Genomic DNA, 14,367 nt, shown 5'->3' with positions numbered 1-14,367 from the left:
ATTTGGGGCCGCCGCCCCCCGGGGGGAATCACGCCGGGCCCCAACCGCCCGGGGGCACCGTCGCGGGGCCGCGCTGGCGCGCGGCTCTCCGTCGGCCGGCCGCTTTAGGGGCGGCCCACCGGGCTTCGGCCAGCGCCGCCAGCTCCGCAGCGTTGGCGCGCATCGCCTCGGCTTCCGTGCCGTAGAGGGCAATGCCGAGCTGGCGGATTTGCTGCTCCACCTGCAGGCTGGCGATGACGCGGTCATGGGCGGCGGTGCTCGCCCCGACCAGGGCAAGCTCGGCGCGCTGGGTCTCGATGGTCTGGCCCTGTCCGACGATCGTGGTGCGTGCGGATTGGATGGCGCTGAGCCGGCCATATTCGGCGGCCTTTTGCCTAATGCGCCGGATCTCGGCCTCGTCGGCCGGGACATTGTTGCGGGCGGCTTCCTCGCGGACCGCCTGCTCGAGCTGAAACGCCATGCGCAAACTGGCCGCCTCGGCCGCCGTCTTGCCGATCAGGCCAATGTCGAGCTGCTGGGCGGCGATCGTCTGGTCGAGCGAGCGCAGACGCTGCTTCTGGGCCTCGTCCAGCGTCTGCTGCGCTCTGGCGTAGGCAAGCGCGGCCGCCGTGTCGGCGCGATAGTCGCGAACACCCTTGCCCTCATTCGGGTCGAATGGCCTGGCGTCCTCGGTGGCCCGCGCCGCCCTGGCCTGTTCCTCCGGCGATCTGGCATAGAGCGAGCGGAACGCGGTCTCGCGGTCGCGCTGCAGCTGGACCAGTGCCGCCCGGTTGCCGGCAAGCCACTTCGTCAGATTGGCGCCTTCATCGCCCCGGCCGACGGTGACGCCCTGGAACGTCGCAATCGCGGCGCTCGAGCCGCGCAGATGAAGCTCGATCGCCGCCGCTTGGTTGGCGCTGTCCTGGAGCTGCTCGGCGAAGTCGTGCGCGACTTTGCTCAGGCCGGGATCGATCCGCAGCTCGCCGAGCCGCTTCTGGACGCCGGCGGCGTCAATCTGGCCGGCCTGCATCTCAGCCGCCAGTTGCCGGAACGCGACGACACCGGCCTGGCCGAGTTTCGCGAAATCCGCGCCGGCTGGGTCCGTTGGCGAGTTCGTCGTCGCGATCGACATCTGCCGGCGGATATTGTTGAGCGTGGCGGCGAGCGTGTTCTTCTCGTCTTCGGCCTGTTTGATGGCGTCGGCCTGTGCCACCGAAAGCGGCACTTTCGTCGCCTGGTCCTCATAGGCCTTGGCAGCCGCGGCGGCGAGCGGATAGGCGGCGGCGATCTCGTCGATGATCTTCTTGTGGGTTTTGAGAACGTCGTCCACCGACTGAATGTTTGTCCGCGTCAGCAGCGCATAGGCTATGGCCGCCGCGCCGGCGGCCACCAGGCCGGTCGTGACCAGGCCGACGCCAGGCACGAAACCAAGGAAGGAGGCAGCCGTCGAGGCGAGTGAGCTCCGGATCGCCGTGAGCGAACCGCCCAGACCCTTCGGCCCGCTCTCCAGCGCGTCGTAGACCTGGCCGGCCTGCGAGGCGAAGATCTGCATGGCAGGGACGCCGAGCGCAAACATGGTCACGACATCGTTGCCCTGCCGCGACAGATTGAGCAGTTGCGACGATGTGAGCCTGGCTGCACCGGCAACCGAGGTCAGGCTGGCGGCGGCGGCGGCGCCGCGCGCCCGCAGCACCGCGTCCTGGCCTGTCAGCACCTGAGTGACGCGGCTGGCGGCGGCAACAGCCTCGTCGTTGGCCGCCGCCTGGGCGTTGGCGGCGTTGGTCGCGGTGACGCCGATCGTCCGGACGGCGGCGCTCGTTTCCTCGGCCGCCGCCTTGGCGCCGGAAGCGTCGCCGCTGATGATAAGCGCGAGATTGAGGCTCACTCGCGCACCTCGTTCATGATTGCGCGGGCCTCGATCTCCATGTCGCGCAGATCGTCGAGCAGCCGCCAGGCCGGGTGACGCTTCTTCTCGCGCTTCGGCCGCGCCTCGAGCAGCACGGCGGCCGCCGCATAGTCGATGCCGATGTAGTGGAGGAAACCTGCCATGCCGCGCGCGACGACGCGCCACTGCGTCTCGCAGCCGAGAAACAGCGCCATGGATGGCATGTTCACGTCCCACACTTCAAACACGTCGTCGCTCTCTTCGTCATCCGCATCGGGCAGGTTTTCCGGCGGGACGCCCAACGCTTCGGCATCCTGCCGCGCCTGGTCGTCGGGCCGCACGGGGCGCGTCGGGTCGGTCAAGCCTTCCCGTGCCAGCGCCCAGGCGCGAGCGGCCTCTGTCAGTTTCCCTTTCGGGCCGCCGGGCTGGCGAGAGAGTTGGCGTAGGCGCCGTAGAGCGCGACCCGGTACCAGGTCTGCTGCAGCGCCTGGCGAAACGCCTCCTCGGAATAGGCGACCTCGTTGCCGTCCTCGTCGACCACGTCGCGCCAGCCGCGGCTGGCCTGGATCAGCAGATCGTGCTCACGCGTCTTGCGCTCTTCTTGTGTCGGCAGCGCCGCGATCTCATTGCCGAGCGTGATTGCCGCGTCCTCGTCGACCCCGGCGAACTGATGCGTGTAGCTCATGGTCTTCCACTTGCCGGGGTTGGCAGGGTCGGGAAGCTCGATCTTTATCGGCCACCAGTAGAGATATTCCTTGGCGAGAACGAATTTCATTGCGGGGGCACTTTCCTGAGGTTTTGAACGGCAGTTGAAGAGGCGTTGAAGCCGCCTTTATTTGACGGTTATCTTCAGCTCGGTGGAGCCGAGGCTGGTCAGCATCAGCGGCAGCGAATAGTTGCGGATGTTGTCGCTCTGGCCCTCTGCCGGCCGGCCGATCTGCACCTTGTCGCTGTCGATCGCCACCGTGTTGCCGCCCACGGTGCCGTGGGTAAGCGCCAGCGCGGCCTTGGTGTGGGCGCGGGCGATCGAGAACCAATCCTTGGTGGCAAGCGATGTCGCCTTGACGACGGCGGTACCAGTCACTGAACGGTCGGTGATCTCGATGCTCTCCTCGCCAATCAGGTGGCGCGGCACGACCTGCGAGCCGGTGTCGATGTTGAGGCTCTCGGCGATCGCGGTCCAGCCATGCAGCGCCATCACGGTGTTGGCCTTGGAGACCACGACGGGATCGATCCACATCGTCTTGGTGACGACGGGCAAGGCTTCGTCGGTGATGGTCCCGACCAGGCCTTTCATCGAGAATTGGAAGCGCGGGATGCGCTTGGGTGTGAAGCCGAGCGAGACGCTGCCGCGCATGCCGAGCAGCACATGCTTGACGCCGTCGGAGTTGTAATAGAGCCCGCTGCTCTCGAAGGCGTCGTGGATCAGATCATACTGGACGTCGACGCCGGCCGAGATCACCTGGGCAAAGCCGCAGGAGCGCAGCAGCGGGCCATAGGCCGGCGCCGTGCCGAGGGCGCCGGCGCCGGCGATCTCGACCGAGAAATTGAACTGGCCATAGTCGCCGGTCAGCAAGACGCCCTGGTGGCCGAGGAACGGCTGCATCAGATTGCGCGCCTCCTCGTCACCGGCGAGCGGCGTGAAGGCCGCGTCGGAGAGCTGGATGTAGTTGGCAGCACCGGTCGGTACCGCATCAACTCCATAGGTGGCATCCATCTTGATGAGGGCGGACAGCTTCTTCCAGCGACGGATCATCGTTTATTTCCCCTTCCTGGGCGCGCCGGTTTCGGCCGCCAATGGTTCGTCCGTGCCCGCCGGTACCGGCTCGGCCTCGCTGCCGGGCGGCGGCGCGGGCTCGGTGCCCTCGATCCGCTCCAGCGTTCCATCCTTGCGCCGGTTGTACGCGCCGCCGGCGATCGGCGTTTCGATCTTTGCCATGTCAGCTTTTCTCCACGAGGTAGTAGCCGGCGCCGAACAGCTCGCGCTGCCAGACGTGGCCGTTCTTGGCTTTGAGAAGGTTCGACGAGATGTGCTCGACAACGTCGGCATTGTTGACGCTGGTCGGCTCGAAACCGATCAAGGCGCCGCGTACCGCGTCCTTGAGGATTTCGATGTCGTCGGCAGCGGCCCCGCCGGTGCCATCGGAGACGTTGCGGGTGACGATGATGACAGCGACATCAGCCTCGGTGCGCTGCAGCACGTTGCCGGTCATGCGCTCGTTTTCACCGCTGTGCTCTTCCTCGACCAGGACGAAGGCCGCGGGCGTCGTCTTCGGTTCGCCACTGAGCGAGGCCCAGGCGGCGGCGCCTGCGATCAGCCGAAAGAGCGGCGGGTCGATATCGCGCAGGCGCTGCTGGAATTCTGCGGACAGCGTCATGGCCGGGCTCCGCCATCGGCTTCGGCGCGAAAGGCGTCCTCGGCTAGACGCAGGATCTCGGCCTGGTCCTGCTCGTCGACATAGAGATAGGGCCGCGCCGGGATGGTGATCGAGTGCGCGCCGATCGAGACGCGGACCGTTTCCTTGCGCTTGCGCGAGGCCTTGACGAAGCGGCGGCCGCGATTGGTCTTGCCGAAATGCAGATCCTGCTCGCGCGCCGGGATCTTCACCTCGCCGCCGAGCTGCTGGATAGCGGCATAGAGCAGGTTCGTTCCGACCGCCGCTTCGGTTTCCGTCGCCTCGCCGGTGATGGAGCTGTAGAGCCGGTTGGTGACGCGCAGCATGTGGCCATAGCCGCGCTGGCCGCGCCCGATGCGCTTGGCGGCCGTGCGCGGGCTGAGCCGCTGCCACTTGCCGGCCGGGCCGGTCTCGCGCTCGAAATGCCGCTGGGTCGAGGTGACCAGGTATGCGGCGATCGCCGACATGATCGTCCTGGGATGTTCGGCCAGGCGCTCGATGCGGTCGAGTGTCGCCAGCACGGCCTGGTCGACGAGGCGGATCTGGATGCCTTCGGTCGCCATCAGAAGCCCCGCAGCTTGTCGCGGGTGAACACGCGGTTCGGCGCACTGGTCTTGATGGCGCCGCCGCCGGCCTGTTCGGGCGTCTCGCCTTCCTCCTCGATCAGGACGAGACCCTTCGAGACATCCTTCAGCCAGGAGATCGCGTTGGCGAAGTTGCGCGAGACGATGCTCTCCTTGTCGGCCGCCTCGCCATGCAGATAGTAGCGCGCCAGATCCGCGGCGACCTTGACCAGGACCGGCGGTACAACGCTAAGCGGCAGAGTGAACTGCTTGCCGATGTAGCCGTCGATCACGCCGTCGGCGTCGGCAAGCGCGCGGCCGACCACGACGCCGTCGATCGTGCTCGGCGGCATGTTCGTCCGGTCCGTGAGCTGGATCAGCTCAGTGGCGCCGAAGCGGTCGACCAGATCCTGTTGGACGGCGTACATCAGGCACCCACCATGAAAAGCCAGATGAAGGCGGGCCACACTAGGAGCGCCCCGGCCCAGTCCAGGACCGTAAGCGTCAGCGGCACGAGCCAGATGGGCAGGAAGACATGCACGGTCAGATCAGCTCCACGACCAGGTTCGGTTCGGCGAAAAGGGCCTCCAGCTGCTCGGGGCCTTTGAACGCCTCCATGGCGTGCTCGACCGGCGCCTTGGAGTGGGCGATGCCGGCACGGCGGAACCCGTCGACCTTCGACCGGATGCGAACGCCCGTCGGCACATCTCCCTCAGCATTGGCTGCCTGCCAGGCGTCGATCGCGGCGGCCAGGCGCGGGAACTTGGAGCGGAACTCGTCCTCTGCCGTGCCGAGGCGCTTGTCCAAGTCCTCCAGCGTGAGCGACTCGGCGGAGCCGGCCGTATTGCCGGCTCCGCCCTGGTCGACGCTCTCCGGGGGTATGCTTGAAATGGTCCCCGTCGCTGCCCCCAGCGACGGGGCAGCCGGTGGCGCCGCTGCGGGCGCGGCACCGGCAGCAGGCGAAGCATTCACCGCGACATTCTGATCCGCGATTACTGGCTTCGTTGCTTCGGAAATGGTCCCCGCCGCCTGTGGCGACGGGGCACCCGACCCATGCTCGACAACCGCCGGGCCGGATGGTTCCACGGCAGCGTTTGTCGGCGCTGCCGTGGTTGGGCTGGCCGCCGAAGCGGTTACGCCCTCTGAATTGGTGGTCTCGGCCGCAGCGGCCGAGACCGGCGCCGCGTTCGCGGTCTGACGTAGATTGCGGGCTGTTAGGGCTTTCGCCATCGTTCAATCCTCTTTTCTGGGTCTTTGAAAAGGAGCCTTGGCGGCTGCTTTTCGAAAACCCGCCGGCCGACGCCGGCGGGGCGAATTCGGCAGTCGGGTGTCAGCCAGGCGGCCGCTGATACGGTTCGGACAGACGCCAGGGGTCGTAGTAGACGAGGCTGCGATCGACGCGGGCAGCGATCCACCATCTGCGCGCCGAGGCGACGATCGCGACCGCCAGGAGCGCCACGACGAGGAGTGCCAGGGCGCCGACCACGGTCTTCATCACGTAGGTGAACACAGCGGCCGTCAGCATGTCGGCGGAGGTGGCATTGGCGAGTGGCAACGGCGAGTTGAAGACGTCGACCGCCACGACGGCGGCGAGAGCGACTGCAGAAGCGAGGCATAGGAATAAGAGAGGTCGGAAAAGCTTCATCGGATTTCCTCTTTTGGTCTTGCGGAAGGAGCCGGGTGTCGGCTGCTTCCGAAAAACCCGCCGGCCGAAGCCGGCAGGGCGAATTCCGCAGCGTCCTATCCGGCGTTGGAATCGACCGGGACTTCCGTAATAGAAAAGGTGCTGCTTGCCGGGTGGGGCAGAAAGAACGACCGCTCCTCGCCAGGGTTGATTTCGACCGGTTCGCGGTCGTCCTGCTTGACGGTGGCGCGGAAGTTGCCGTTCACGTGGACTTTAACTGTCGTGGTCATAGGGGTTCCTCTTGGGTCTTGCGGAAGGAGCCGGGCTCGGCTGCTTCCGGAAAACCCGCCGGCTTTGATTGCCGGCGGGGCTTTGGAATTGCGGCCCGATCAGGCCAGCCACGGAACCATCAGCACCTCGGCTGTGCCTGCCCACTTGTTGGTTTCACCGCCGTTGACCAGCTGCGATGCCACGACCGCGCGGGCAGCGCCCTCGTTGGTCGGGCCGCAGACGAGCAGGTCGGGAACGTTGCCCAGCGGCCGGCCGTGGTCGCCCTTCATGCCGGTCAAGGCTACACGGCCCGTTTCATAGTGTGTCGGGTCGAGGGCCTGCTTGGAGCCCCACGACAGCTGCCAGAAGCCGAAGCCGACGTTGCAGCGGCCGTCCACGCCATACTCGAACTCCTTCTTGCGCCAGACGTTCTCGTCTTTCGGATCGTCCTTGGAGACGAACTCGAACTTCTCGCGCTCCTGGTAGATGATCGGCTTTAGAGCCCGCTTGGTGCAGAGCAGGAACCACGGCTCGCCCGCGCCACCGTCGGTGTTGGCAACCGACACCGGTTCGCCGGTCTCGTCGAGCACCTTGTGATCAGTGTCGAAGAAATACTGGCCGTCGTAGCAGGGCGTCGAGAAGCCGGCCTTGAGCAGAGCCCAGACCAGCATGTCCGGGTGAGCAGCGACCGACATGCCCATCTCGGTGAACAGAGGCGCGTAGATGCCGAGCGTGTCGTCCTTGATGTCGTTGCGGTCGACGCCGATCGTCAGCTCGTAGTCCTTGTTCTTGATGGAATAGTCGTGCTCCATCAGGTTCTGGACAAGACGATCACCGATCCACTCGCGGATGTTCGGGATCTTGCCAAGCCAGCCATACTTTTCCTCGCGCGTCGTCGAGGGGACGGTGGTGGCGACGCGAGGATACTGCGACGCCGCCTGGCCAAGGCCGCCCTGGAAAGAAGTCTTGAAGCCGACGCGGATGGCATCAAGGTTGGCGCTATTGATTTTCATGGAAGCTCCGTTGACGGTTAGCCGCGCTTAATCGCGGTCGATTTCGAAGACGCAGTTGGCGGCGGTTGCCGTAGCGTTGGTGCCACCGACCGTCAGCGAGAGTTCACCGCCGGCCGCGACATAGTTGGCGGCGGTCGGATCGCAGCTGTCCTTGTCGCCAGCCGCCGACGCGGCCTGGGCGATGGTGATGACACCGGTGGTGATGGCGACGCCGTCGATCTTGCCGGTCAGCGTCGCATCGCCGGTGGTCAGCACGCCCTCAGTGACGGAACGGATCTTCCTGACCACGCCAGGATAGGGCGACAGCGCCCGGTAGACATTCGCGCCGACAAGGGTCGCAACCCGAAGCGGAACGAACATCTTGCGGCCTTCCAGGTAGCCGGCGAGTACGTCCTCGCCCATCAGGACGTAGACGCCGACCGCGTCGATCGCCATGACGATGCCAGCCAGCGACCGCGTTCCGGAGCCCGAGGTCTTGGCCACCTTCTCGTCATCGACGATGAAGCAAGCCTTGCCGACTTCGGCCTCGGTGATCTCGTCGGCGGCCGCCGAGTTGGCCCAGCGGAAGATACCTTCCTCGACCTTGATCTTCAGGTCGCCGGCATTGCCGCCGGAGTTGTCGACGCGCTCGTTGGCGCGGCCGATCGCCTGCAGGCCGAGCGCGGTCGATCCCTTGACCGCGAAGCCGGCTGCGTTGCGGCAGACGAGAGCGCCGGCATAGATGAGCGCCGCCGCCATCGGCACCATCTTGACGAAACCGCGTTCGGCGCGCGGCGTGTTGCGATCTGCTGAGAGGGTCAACGGCCTGCCTCCTTATCGGCGGCCTCGGCCGCGAGGATCTTCTTGTAGGCGTCGGGCGCGAGGCCCATCGCGGTGCAAACGGCGAGCTGGGCCTCGTCGAGCGTATCGCCCGTCTTGGTTTCGCGCCGGGGGTTGTCGAGCTGCGGCTTCGTCAGCACCGGCTGGGTCTCGACGAACTTTTCAAACGCCGCCTTGTTCGACTTGAACAGGGCAATGCCCCACTCCTTCATGGCCGGTGTCAGCTTGCCGGCCGTGAGCGCTGCCGTGACAGCGTCCTCGGCCTTGTCGGCCGAAGTCTCGTCGCGAAGCTCCTTCAACTGGTCGCGCAGCTCGGTGAGCGCCGCGATCGGCACATACTTCTCCGGGTCAGGATTGTTGGCCTTCAGCGCCGACTGGACAGCGCCAACGATGTCGTCGGTGACAGCTTCAGGCTTGAGGCCCGCCGCCTTGGCCAGTTTGGCACGGTCGGCGACTGCTGCTGTCACTGCCGTGAGCACGGCGGTCGGCTGGGCGTCCTCGGTCAGGCCAGCGGCCCTTGCCAGTGCGGTGCTGGATGTCAGCAGCGCCTGGATCGCGGAAAGGACGGCGTCTTCTCCGGTGCCCTTGGGCAAGCCCAGGGCGGTCAGGATTTTATCCATTTCAGTTCCTTTTTCGGACAGGTTTGCAAAAACTGCACTCGCCGCTGCCGCTTCGAGATCGAGCGCCGGGGTGTTGGTCAGGGCCACGTTCAAGATGAGCAGGACGCGGCCGTCCGCCTTGCGGTGCGGGATGACGGGGGAGAGGTAGCGGTACTCCTCGGCCTTGATTGCGGCCGCTGCAGAGGGGGTCCATGCGACACGACCCCAAATGCCGTCGTCGCGAACCTGAAGCTCTTTGACCCAGCCGGCCGCCTTGGCGGTGCCGCCGACGCCGTCCTTCACGCCGAAGACCGACTGGTGATCGTAGTCGACCACCATGTCTGTGGTCGCGTGATACTGGCGGGTGCGGGCGACGATCGCTTCCTGATTGGCCCTGTTGCCACTGTCGAACTTGCGGCCGTCGCGTGCTTCGAACTTGCCGGATGGCACCAGGCGCATCCAGGCATCGGCTCCTTCAGGCGCGATGACGGCCACCGCGAGAGCGGCGACCGAGGCGGTCGACAGGAAGGAAGTGATAGCGGATTTCATTGCCGGACATTGGCCCGGCCGATGCTGTTAAATCATGCCCGCCATGGCGGGCGGTGGTCGGCTCTTGGGGGATCGAACTGACGGGACGTAGTGATGACAGGTCCGCCGCCGAAGTAAGGCACGGTAGCCGAGCCAGGGTCAACCGGCAAGGCTGCGTTACGACCATCTCGTTCAGAGGTCAGATAGCCCCTAAAATCGGTTTTGAACGGGTCTACAGCGGCAAACGGCCCTCCGCGCACCAGTGCCACGCCCCAAGGGTCTCCTGTGCGGCTGTGCGGCGATCCTGTGAGGACGATCAGGATGCAGGTGAGAGCCAGTCGGACGCCCCGGACTTTCGCGCCAGATCCCGCTCGACGACAGAGAGGTAGCCCGACTTGCCGGGATTGTATGCCCAGCCCGGATCGATGCCGTCAGGCACGGTCGAGACCTCGCCGGTCCGGTTGTTGACGAACTTGCGCATCGTGCCGGATACCGGCTCGAATTTCAGAACCTCGCCCTCACGCTGCAGCCGATCGATGTCGCGTTGGGAAAGGCTCTGCAGAGTGCAGTGGCAATTCCAGCCATTCGGACACGCATGGGTATTCCACCAAGGATGATCGACCGGCAGGACCGTGTTGTGCCAGAGCGCATGAAGCGGACGCGGATGCTCCTGGCCTTCCAGGTGCACGTAGCGGATGAATGGGCGCGTGGCCTTGTTGCGTTCGAAGGATGACCAGTGGCCGGCCGCATAGCTGACGCGCATGTTCACGTCAAAGATCGTGCCGAGGCGCCGGACGCTGCCGAGCTGCGACCAGCGCGCTTCTCCCGTCTGCGGGTCGAAGGCCGGCTGCTGACCCCACCAACCCTTGTCCTGGAGCAGCGGCGTCAGCTCGGCCGCGAACTGGCGGAACGTCTTGCCTTCGGACAGCGCCTTCAGCAGGCCCTGGTAGATATCGTCCAGGATGTCGAAACCGGCCGACTTCGCCACCGTGAAGCTGCGGGCATGTGCTTCCTGCCAAGTGTCCAGCCAGGAGAACTCGGGATCAAGGAGCTGCCCGCGTGCGAACAGCGCCGCGATCGCCTCGCGCGGCGGGAGCGGCGTAAGATCGGCTTCCACGCCCTCAGCCTACACGGCCAGACCACCAGAGCGCCGCAACTATCCAGATGACCAGCATCACGGCACTGTAGGCCATGCCATGCCCGTTGCGGCGTAACGAATTGTGGAGGATGCCGGCGAGCGCGCCGAATGCGAAAAACAGGAAAAGGTACGTCATCGGAAATCTTCCTCTATCAAAGCTGATCGTCGACCGTACCCGCCAGGCGGGCAGCGAATGCCGACTGTGCGAGCAGTTCTGTGATCGCCGCCGCGTCGAGGTCGGCGAAGCGCTTTGCCAGCAAGGCCTTTACGTCTTCGACGGACGAGGCCGCGGCGATCTCGGCCTCGAGGCCGGCGACGAGCGGCGACACGAGCGGCTTCCAGTCCGCCAACATGTCATCGGCGGCCCGGTCGATCGCGTCACGTTTCACACCGTCAGCAGATAGGGCTGGCGGCCGTTCACCTGGCTTCAGTAGCTTCAGCGTGGGGTCGGCGGGCGGAACGCCTGGAGCCTGCGTTTTTGGCGCAACCAACAATTCCTCGCCGTCTTTCGGGTCAGGCAGGCCGATGCGGTCGCGCATCGTCGACATGCCGACCTTCAGGCCGAGCGGTACGAGCGAGACGACGTTTTCGACCAGCGCTTTGATGTCGACCTGTTCCGGCCGGCCGATGCAAATCTTCGGGTACTTCTTCTGCGGCCCGAAGTTGAGGTCGACCACTGGCCGGGTGAGGTCACGGTTCAGCGTCGCGGCGATCTGCCTAGCGTCGCCTTTCTCGATATCTTCGCGCACGCCGTCATGCGTCTTGCCAACGGCATAGCCGCCAGCGATCGCGTCTGTCGTGCCGGTCTGCCCGAGCACGACCTTGGAAACCTGTTGGTCGAGCCAGTCGGCGCGCTCCTTGTAAAGCGCGTGAGACCCCGAAATATCGGCCTTCACAAAATCGACGATCATCGACGCTGGCACGATGGCGGCATAGTCGACGCCGATATTGCTCACCGCATCAAGCAGGATCTGCTTGTCTTTCTCAGAGGCGCCGGCATCGTATTTGCCGAGGCGAAGCGGCTGGCCATAAGCCTCGCAGAAGATCGCCCAATCCTTGATGGTGAAGCTCTTGAACAGGAACGTCCACGCCACGGCGCGGGCGATGCCGCCCCGGATCGGCAGGCCGGACTTCACCTTGGCCGAGTGATAAATCCAGTGATAGGGCACGAGCGGCTCGTTCAGACCGCCATTGCGCAATAGCGGCGTCTCGCCGTCGACCTGGTCGAATACGAACCAGCGCGGATCGCGCCACGCCAGCCGCTTCGGCCGCCACTGACCTTCCGACGTATCCCAGATGATTTCGGTGCAGGAGAAGCCCTTGCCAACCGCGTCGAGGATATCGAACAGTTCGTCTTCGAAGCCGTCACGCTCGATGACCTCGCGCACCAAGTCGGCAGCCGCGACACTGACCGCATCGTCGCCGGCCGCCTCGACGGTGATGTCGAGGCCCGAGACCTGTCGCTTGCGGACGCCGAGCACGCCGGCATAGTGCGGGTCGCGCTCCTCCATGTCCTCGGCCAGCGCCAGATAGTTTTCTGGGTCGCCGTCGATGGAGGCGCGTAGGACTTGGGCCAGTCGGCCGGGCGTGAGGCCGGCGGCTGGATGGAGCGCATCGTGGCGGCGCACGCCGGTCGAGGTCGGCGCGGCCTGCTCGACCTTCAGCGAGGCCTTCTCGATCGGGCGGCCGTAGCGGTCCACGATCCCTTTGAAAACGTCGGCCATCAATAGATCCCCGGATTGCGGCGAGTGGACGCCATGCGAAAGCCACCGCCACCTTGGTCCGCGCGGTCGCGCCAGCTCCGGCCCTGGTCGGTGCCTACCCGTTCTTCGAACCGGCTCTTGGCGATCGGCGCCGGCACATAGTCGTATTCGTGCCACTGCATGCGGCTGGCGAAATAGGCGAGCACCAGGGCAACCGCGAAATCGCCGTGCCGCTTGGCGCCGGCCGTGCCAACCCGCTCCGGCGGAATTGACGGTATGCCCCTGATTATCTTGACCAAGCGAAGATCCACCGCATGCTCGGCGTCTCTGGTGAGCGAGATGTTCGCGTCTTCAAAGGCCGTTTTAAGCGGCGGAAAATTCTCGTTGTACCAACTCTGGCTGAGCGTGACCGACCAGACCAGGCCGCCGGGCGTCTCCTCGGTGTGCAAGCCGAAAATGCGGCCGAGATCCTCGGCGAGGTTCATGCCCACGCCAGTTGCGTCGACCGCTGCCCCGCATAGGCGCGGCGACGCCTTCAAGATTAGGGTGGCGATTTCCTTCTGTTCCTGGAAGGGCACGTTGCGCAACTCGACGGTGAGCGCCGCCTGGCGGCGCAGCACCTTGTCGATCGACAGCAGAGACATGATCGCCGGGTCGGCCTTTCGGGCCGGATCGTAGCCGAAGGCGTGCTGGCGTTTTTCGTCCAGGCCGTCGAGCACTTTCTTGATGGCGTCCAGATGCGGCGCCATCAGGTGGCGGCGCTCCAGCTCGGGCCGGTGCAGGAAGTCGAGCGGCAGATCGATGCGGATGACCGGCGCCTCTTCCGGCGTCAGGGTCATGCGCGCTTCGATAAGCGGGCTGGTCAGCCAAGCCCCGGAGCCCATGGATGGGACACAGAACAGCTCTTCGTCGGCGCCGTCACCATAGAAGTCGATGATGTCCTGGCGCCATTGCGCCTCGGCTGCCGGCGACCACTCGCGGCTGGTGACGAGGCAGATGCGCTCGTAAAGCCCTTCCAGCAGCGCCTGGTCGAAATCGATCTTGAGATGGCTGTACTTCGATCGGCCGCCGAGGATGTCCTGGACCTGGACGTTGAATTCGTTGTCAGCGCCGTTATGGGTCGAACAGACCACGACCTGGCCGCCCCACATCAGGTTGGCTAGTGCCGCCTTCAGCAGCTCCTTCAGGCTGTCGACGAAAGCCGCCTCGTCGATGATGACCAGGCCCTGTTTGCCGCGAAGGGTGCGTGGCGCCGAGGACAATGCCAGGATCTCGAAGCCGGAGGCGAACTGTATGCGGAACGCCTTGATCTGGCGGGTCTCTCCCGGATGGGCCGGGTCCGTGTCGTCGAACAGGAATTCTTCCTGCGCAAGTGCCGCCTGCGCAAAGGCGCGCGCCCACATGGCGCACGCGTCGATGAACTCGCGTGTCATCTCCTGCGAATAGGAGATGTACATGGCGTCCATGCCGCCGGCATCCTTGGCCCGGCCGGCGCGCAGCGCGGCATAGGAAGCCAGTGCCCAGGTCTCGCCAATACGGCGGCTCTTCTCGATGAACAGGACGCGGACGGCGGTGCTTTCGAGCAGCGAGACGGTACGGCTCTGATAGCCCAGCAGCACGCTGGGCAGACCGACGCTGTCGATGACATGGTCGAGGTTCGCCATGCTCTCGCGGCGGACCTTTTCCCATTCCTCCTTGGAGATCGGGCCGGTCATATCCCTACGGCCCTTTCGATTGCTGCCCGCTTGCACCGATACCAGGCAAGGCCGCAAAGCCGATCGAGCTTCACAGCCTGGAGCCGAGGGGGCGAACCAGGCGGATAAATCCAGAACCCATTATTCCCGAACAGC

General features: G+C 65.5%; 18 protein-coding genes. All 18 read right to left on the bottom strand.

All coding sequences use genetic code 11. From position 1 onward, the window contains the following. Positions 1-28: 28 nt before the first annotated feature. Entirely contained in the window at positions 29-1,864 is a 1,836-nt protein-coding gene (locus NKI72_RS26950; protein WP_352851303.1) for a phage tail length tape measure family protein, read from the bottom strand. Continuing rightward, entirely contained in the window at positions 1,861-2,226 is a 366-nt protein-coding gene (locus NKI72_RS26945; protein ID WP_352453339.1) for a DUF1799 domain-containing protein, read from the bottom strand. Before NKI72_RS26945 ends, NKI72_RS26950 begins: the two co-directional genes overlap by 4 nt. A 38-nt stretch (positions 2,227-2,264) precedes the next feature. Then, positions 2,265-2,639 (bottom strand): hypothetical protein, encoded by a 375-nt coding sequence (locus tag NKI72_RS26940; RefSeq protein WP_352851302.1) that lies wholly within the window; start codon positions 2,637-2,639, stop codon positions 2,265-2,267. Between the two features lie 57 nt (positions 2,640-2,696). Then, the gene (locus tag NKI72_RS26935) at positions 2,697-3,620 is read right to left on the bottom strand and encodes a phage tail tube protein (RefSeq protein WP_352571317.1); all 924 of its coding nucleotides are present in this window, start codon (positions 3,618-3,620) and stop codon (positions 2,697-2,699) included. Between the two features lie 3 nt (positions 3,621-3,623). Then, a complete protein-coding gene (locus NKI72_RS26930; protein ID WP_352851301.1) occupies positions 3,624-3,803 on the bottom strand; it encodes a hypothetical protein in 180 nt (59 codons plus the stop codon). A 1-nt stretch (position 3,804) separates the two neighbouring features. Then, the gene (locus NKI72_RS26925) at positions 3,805-4,242 is read right to left on the bottom strand and encodes a phage tail terminator protein (RefSeq protein WP_352795483.1); all 438 of its coding nucleotides are present in this window, start codon (positions 4,240-4,242) and stop codon (positions 3,805-3,807) included. Beyond that, positions 4,239-4,823: a phage virion morphogenesis protein gene (locus NKI72_RS26920; RefSeq protein WP_352851300.1), complete on the bottom strand. Its 585-nt coding sequence runs from the start codon at positions 4,821-4,823 to the stop codon at positions 4,239-4,241. The genes NKI72_RS26925 and NKI72_RS26920 overlap by 4 nt, the downstream gene beginning before the upstream one ends. Continuing rightward, positions 4,823-5,251, bottom strand: a complete 429-nt coding sequence (locus tag NKI72_RS26915) for a gp436 family protein (protein ID WP_352851299.1) — start codon at positions 5,249-5,251, stop codon at positions 4,823-4,825. Before NKI72_RS26915 ends, NKI72_RS26920 begins: the two co-directional genes overlap by 1 nt. Positions 5,252-5,366: 115 nt before the next feature. Then, the gene (locus NKI72_RS26910) at positions 5,367-6,053 is read right to left on the bottom strand and encodes an HI1506-related protein (RefSeq protein ID WP_352851297.1); all 687 of its coding nucleotides are present in this window, start codon (positions 6,051-6,053) and stop codon (positions 5,367-5,369) included. Positions 6,054-6,153: 100 nt separating this feature from the next. Next, complete coding sequence (locus NKI72_RS26905) at positions 6,154-6,468, bottom strand: hypothetical protein (protein ID WP_352851296.1); 315 nt, start codon at positions 6,466-6,468, stop codon at positions 6,154-6,156. Between the two features lie 95 nt (positions 6,469-6,563). Then, entirely contained in the window at positions 6,564-6,737 is a 174-nt protein-coding gene (locus tag NKI72_RS26900; RefSeq protein ID WP_352795488.1) for a hypothetical protein, read from the bottom strand. 99 nt (positions 6,738-6,836) lie between these two features. Then, positions 6,837-7,730: a Mu-like prophage major head subunit gpT family protein gene (locus NKI72_RS26895; protein ID WP_352851295.1), complete on the bottom strand. Its 894-nt coding sequence runs from the start codon at positions 7,728-7,730 to the stop codon at positions 6,837-6,839. 27 nt (positions 7,731-7,757) lie between these two features. Beyond that, positions 7,758-8,531, bottom strand: coding sequence for a hypothetical protein (locus NKI72_RS26890; protein WP_352851294.1), 774 nt, complete (start codon positions 8,529-8,531; stop codon positions 7,758-7,760). Continuing rightward, positions 8,528-9,607 carry a phage protease gene (locus tag NKI72_RS26885; protein WP_352851293.1) on the bottom strand — a complete coding sequence of 360 codons (1,080 nt, stop codon included), beginning with the start codon at positions 9,605-9,607 and terminating at the stop codon, positions 8,528-8,530. Before NKI72_RS26885 ends, NKI72_RS26890 begins: the two co-directional genes overlap by 4 nt. Positions 9,608-9,992: 385 nt before the next feature. Further along, positions 9,993-10,793: a phage head morphogenesis protein gene (locus tag NKI72_RS26880; protein WP_352851291.1), complete on the bottom strand. Its 801-nt coding sequence runs from the start codon at positions 10,791-10,793 to the stop codon at positions 9,993-9,995. Between the two features lie 4 nt (positions 10,794-10,797). Beyond that, the gene (locus NKI72_RS26875; RefSeq protein WP_352851289.1) at positions 10,798-10,950 is read right to left on the bottom strand and encodes a hypothetical protein; all 153 of its coding nucleotides are present in this window, start codon (positions 10,948-10,950) and stop codon (positions 10,798-10,800) included. Between the two features lie 16 nt (positions 10,951-10,966). After that, positions 10,967-12,538, bottom strand: a complete 1,572-nt coding sequence (locus NKI72_RS26870) for a DUF935 domain-containing protein (RefSeq protein WP_352851287.1) — start codon at positions 12,536-12,538, stop codon at positions 10,967-10,969. Next, complete coding sequence (locus NKI72_RS26865; RefSeq protein ID WP_352851286.1) at positions 12,538-14,232, bottom strand: terminase large subunit domain-containing protein; 1,695 nt, start codon at positions 14,230-14,232, stop codon at positions 12,538-12,540. Before NKI72_RS26865 ends, NKI72_RS26870 begins: the two co-directional genes overlap by 1 nt. Positions 14,233-14,367 lie beyond the last annotated feature (135 nt).

Origin of the sequence: Mesorhizobium sp. M0437 (assembly GCF_040321335.1) — a bacterium.
Taxonomy (GTDB): Bacteria; Pseudomonadota; Alphaproteobacteria; order Rhizobiales; family Rhizobiaceae; genus Mesorhizobium.
This window is presented reverse-complemented; position numbering and strand designations above follow the sequence as displayed.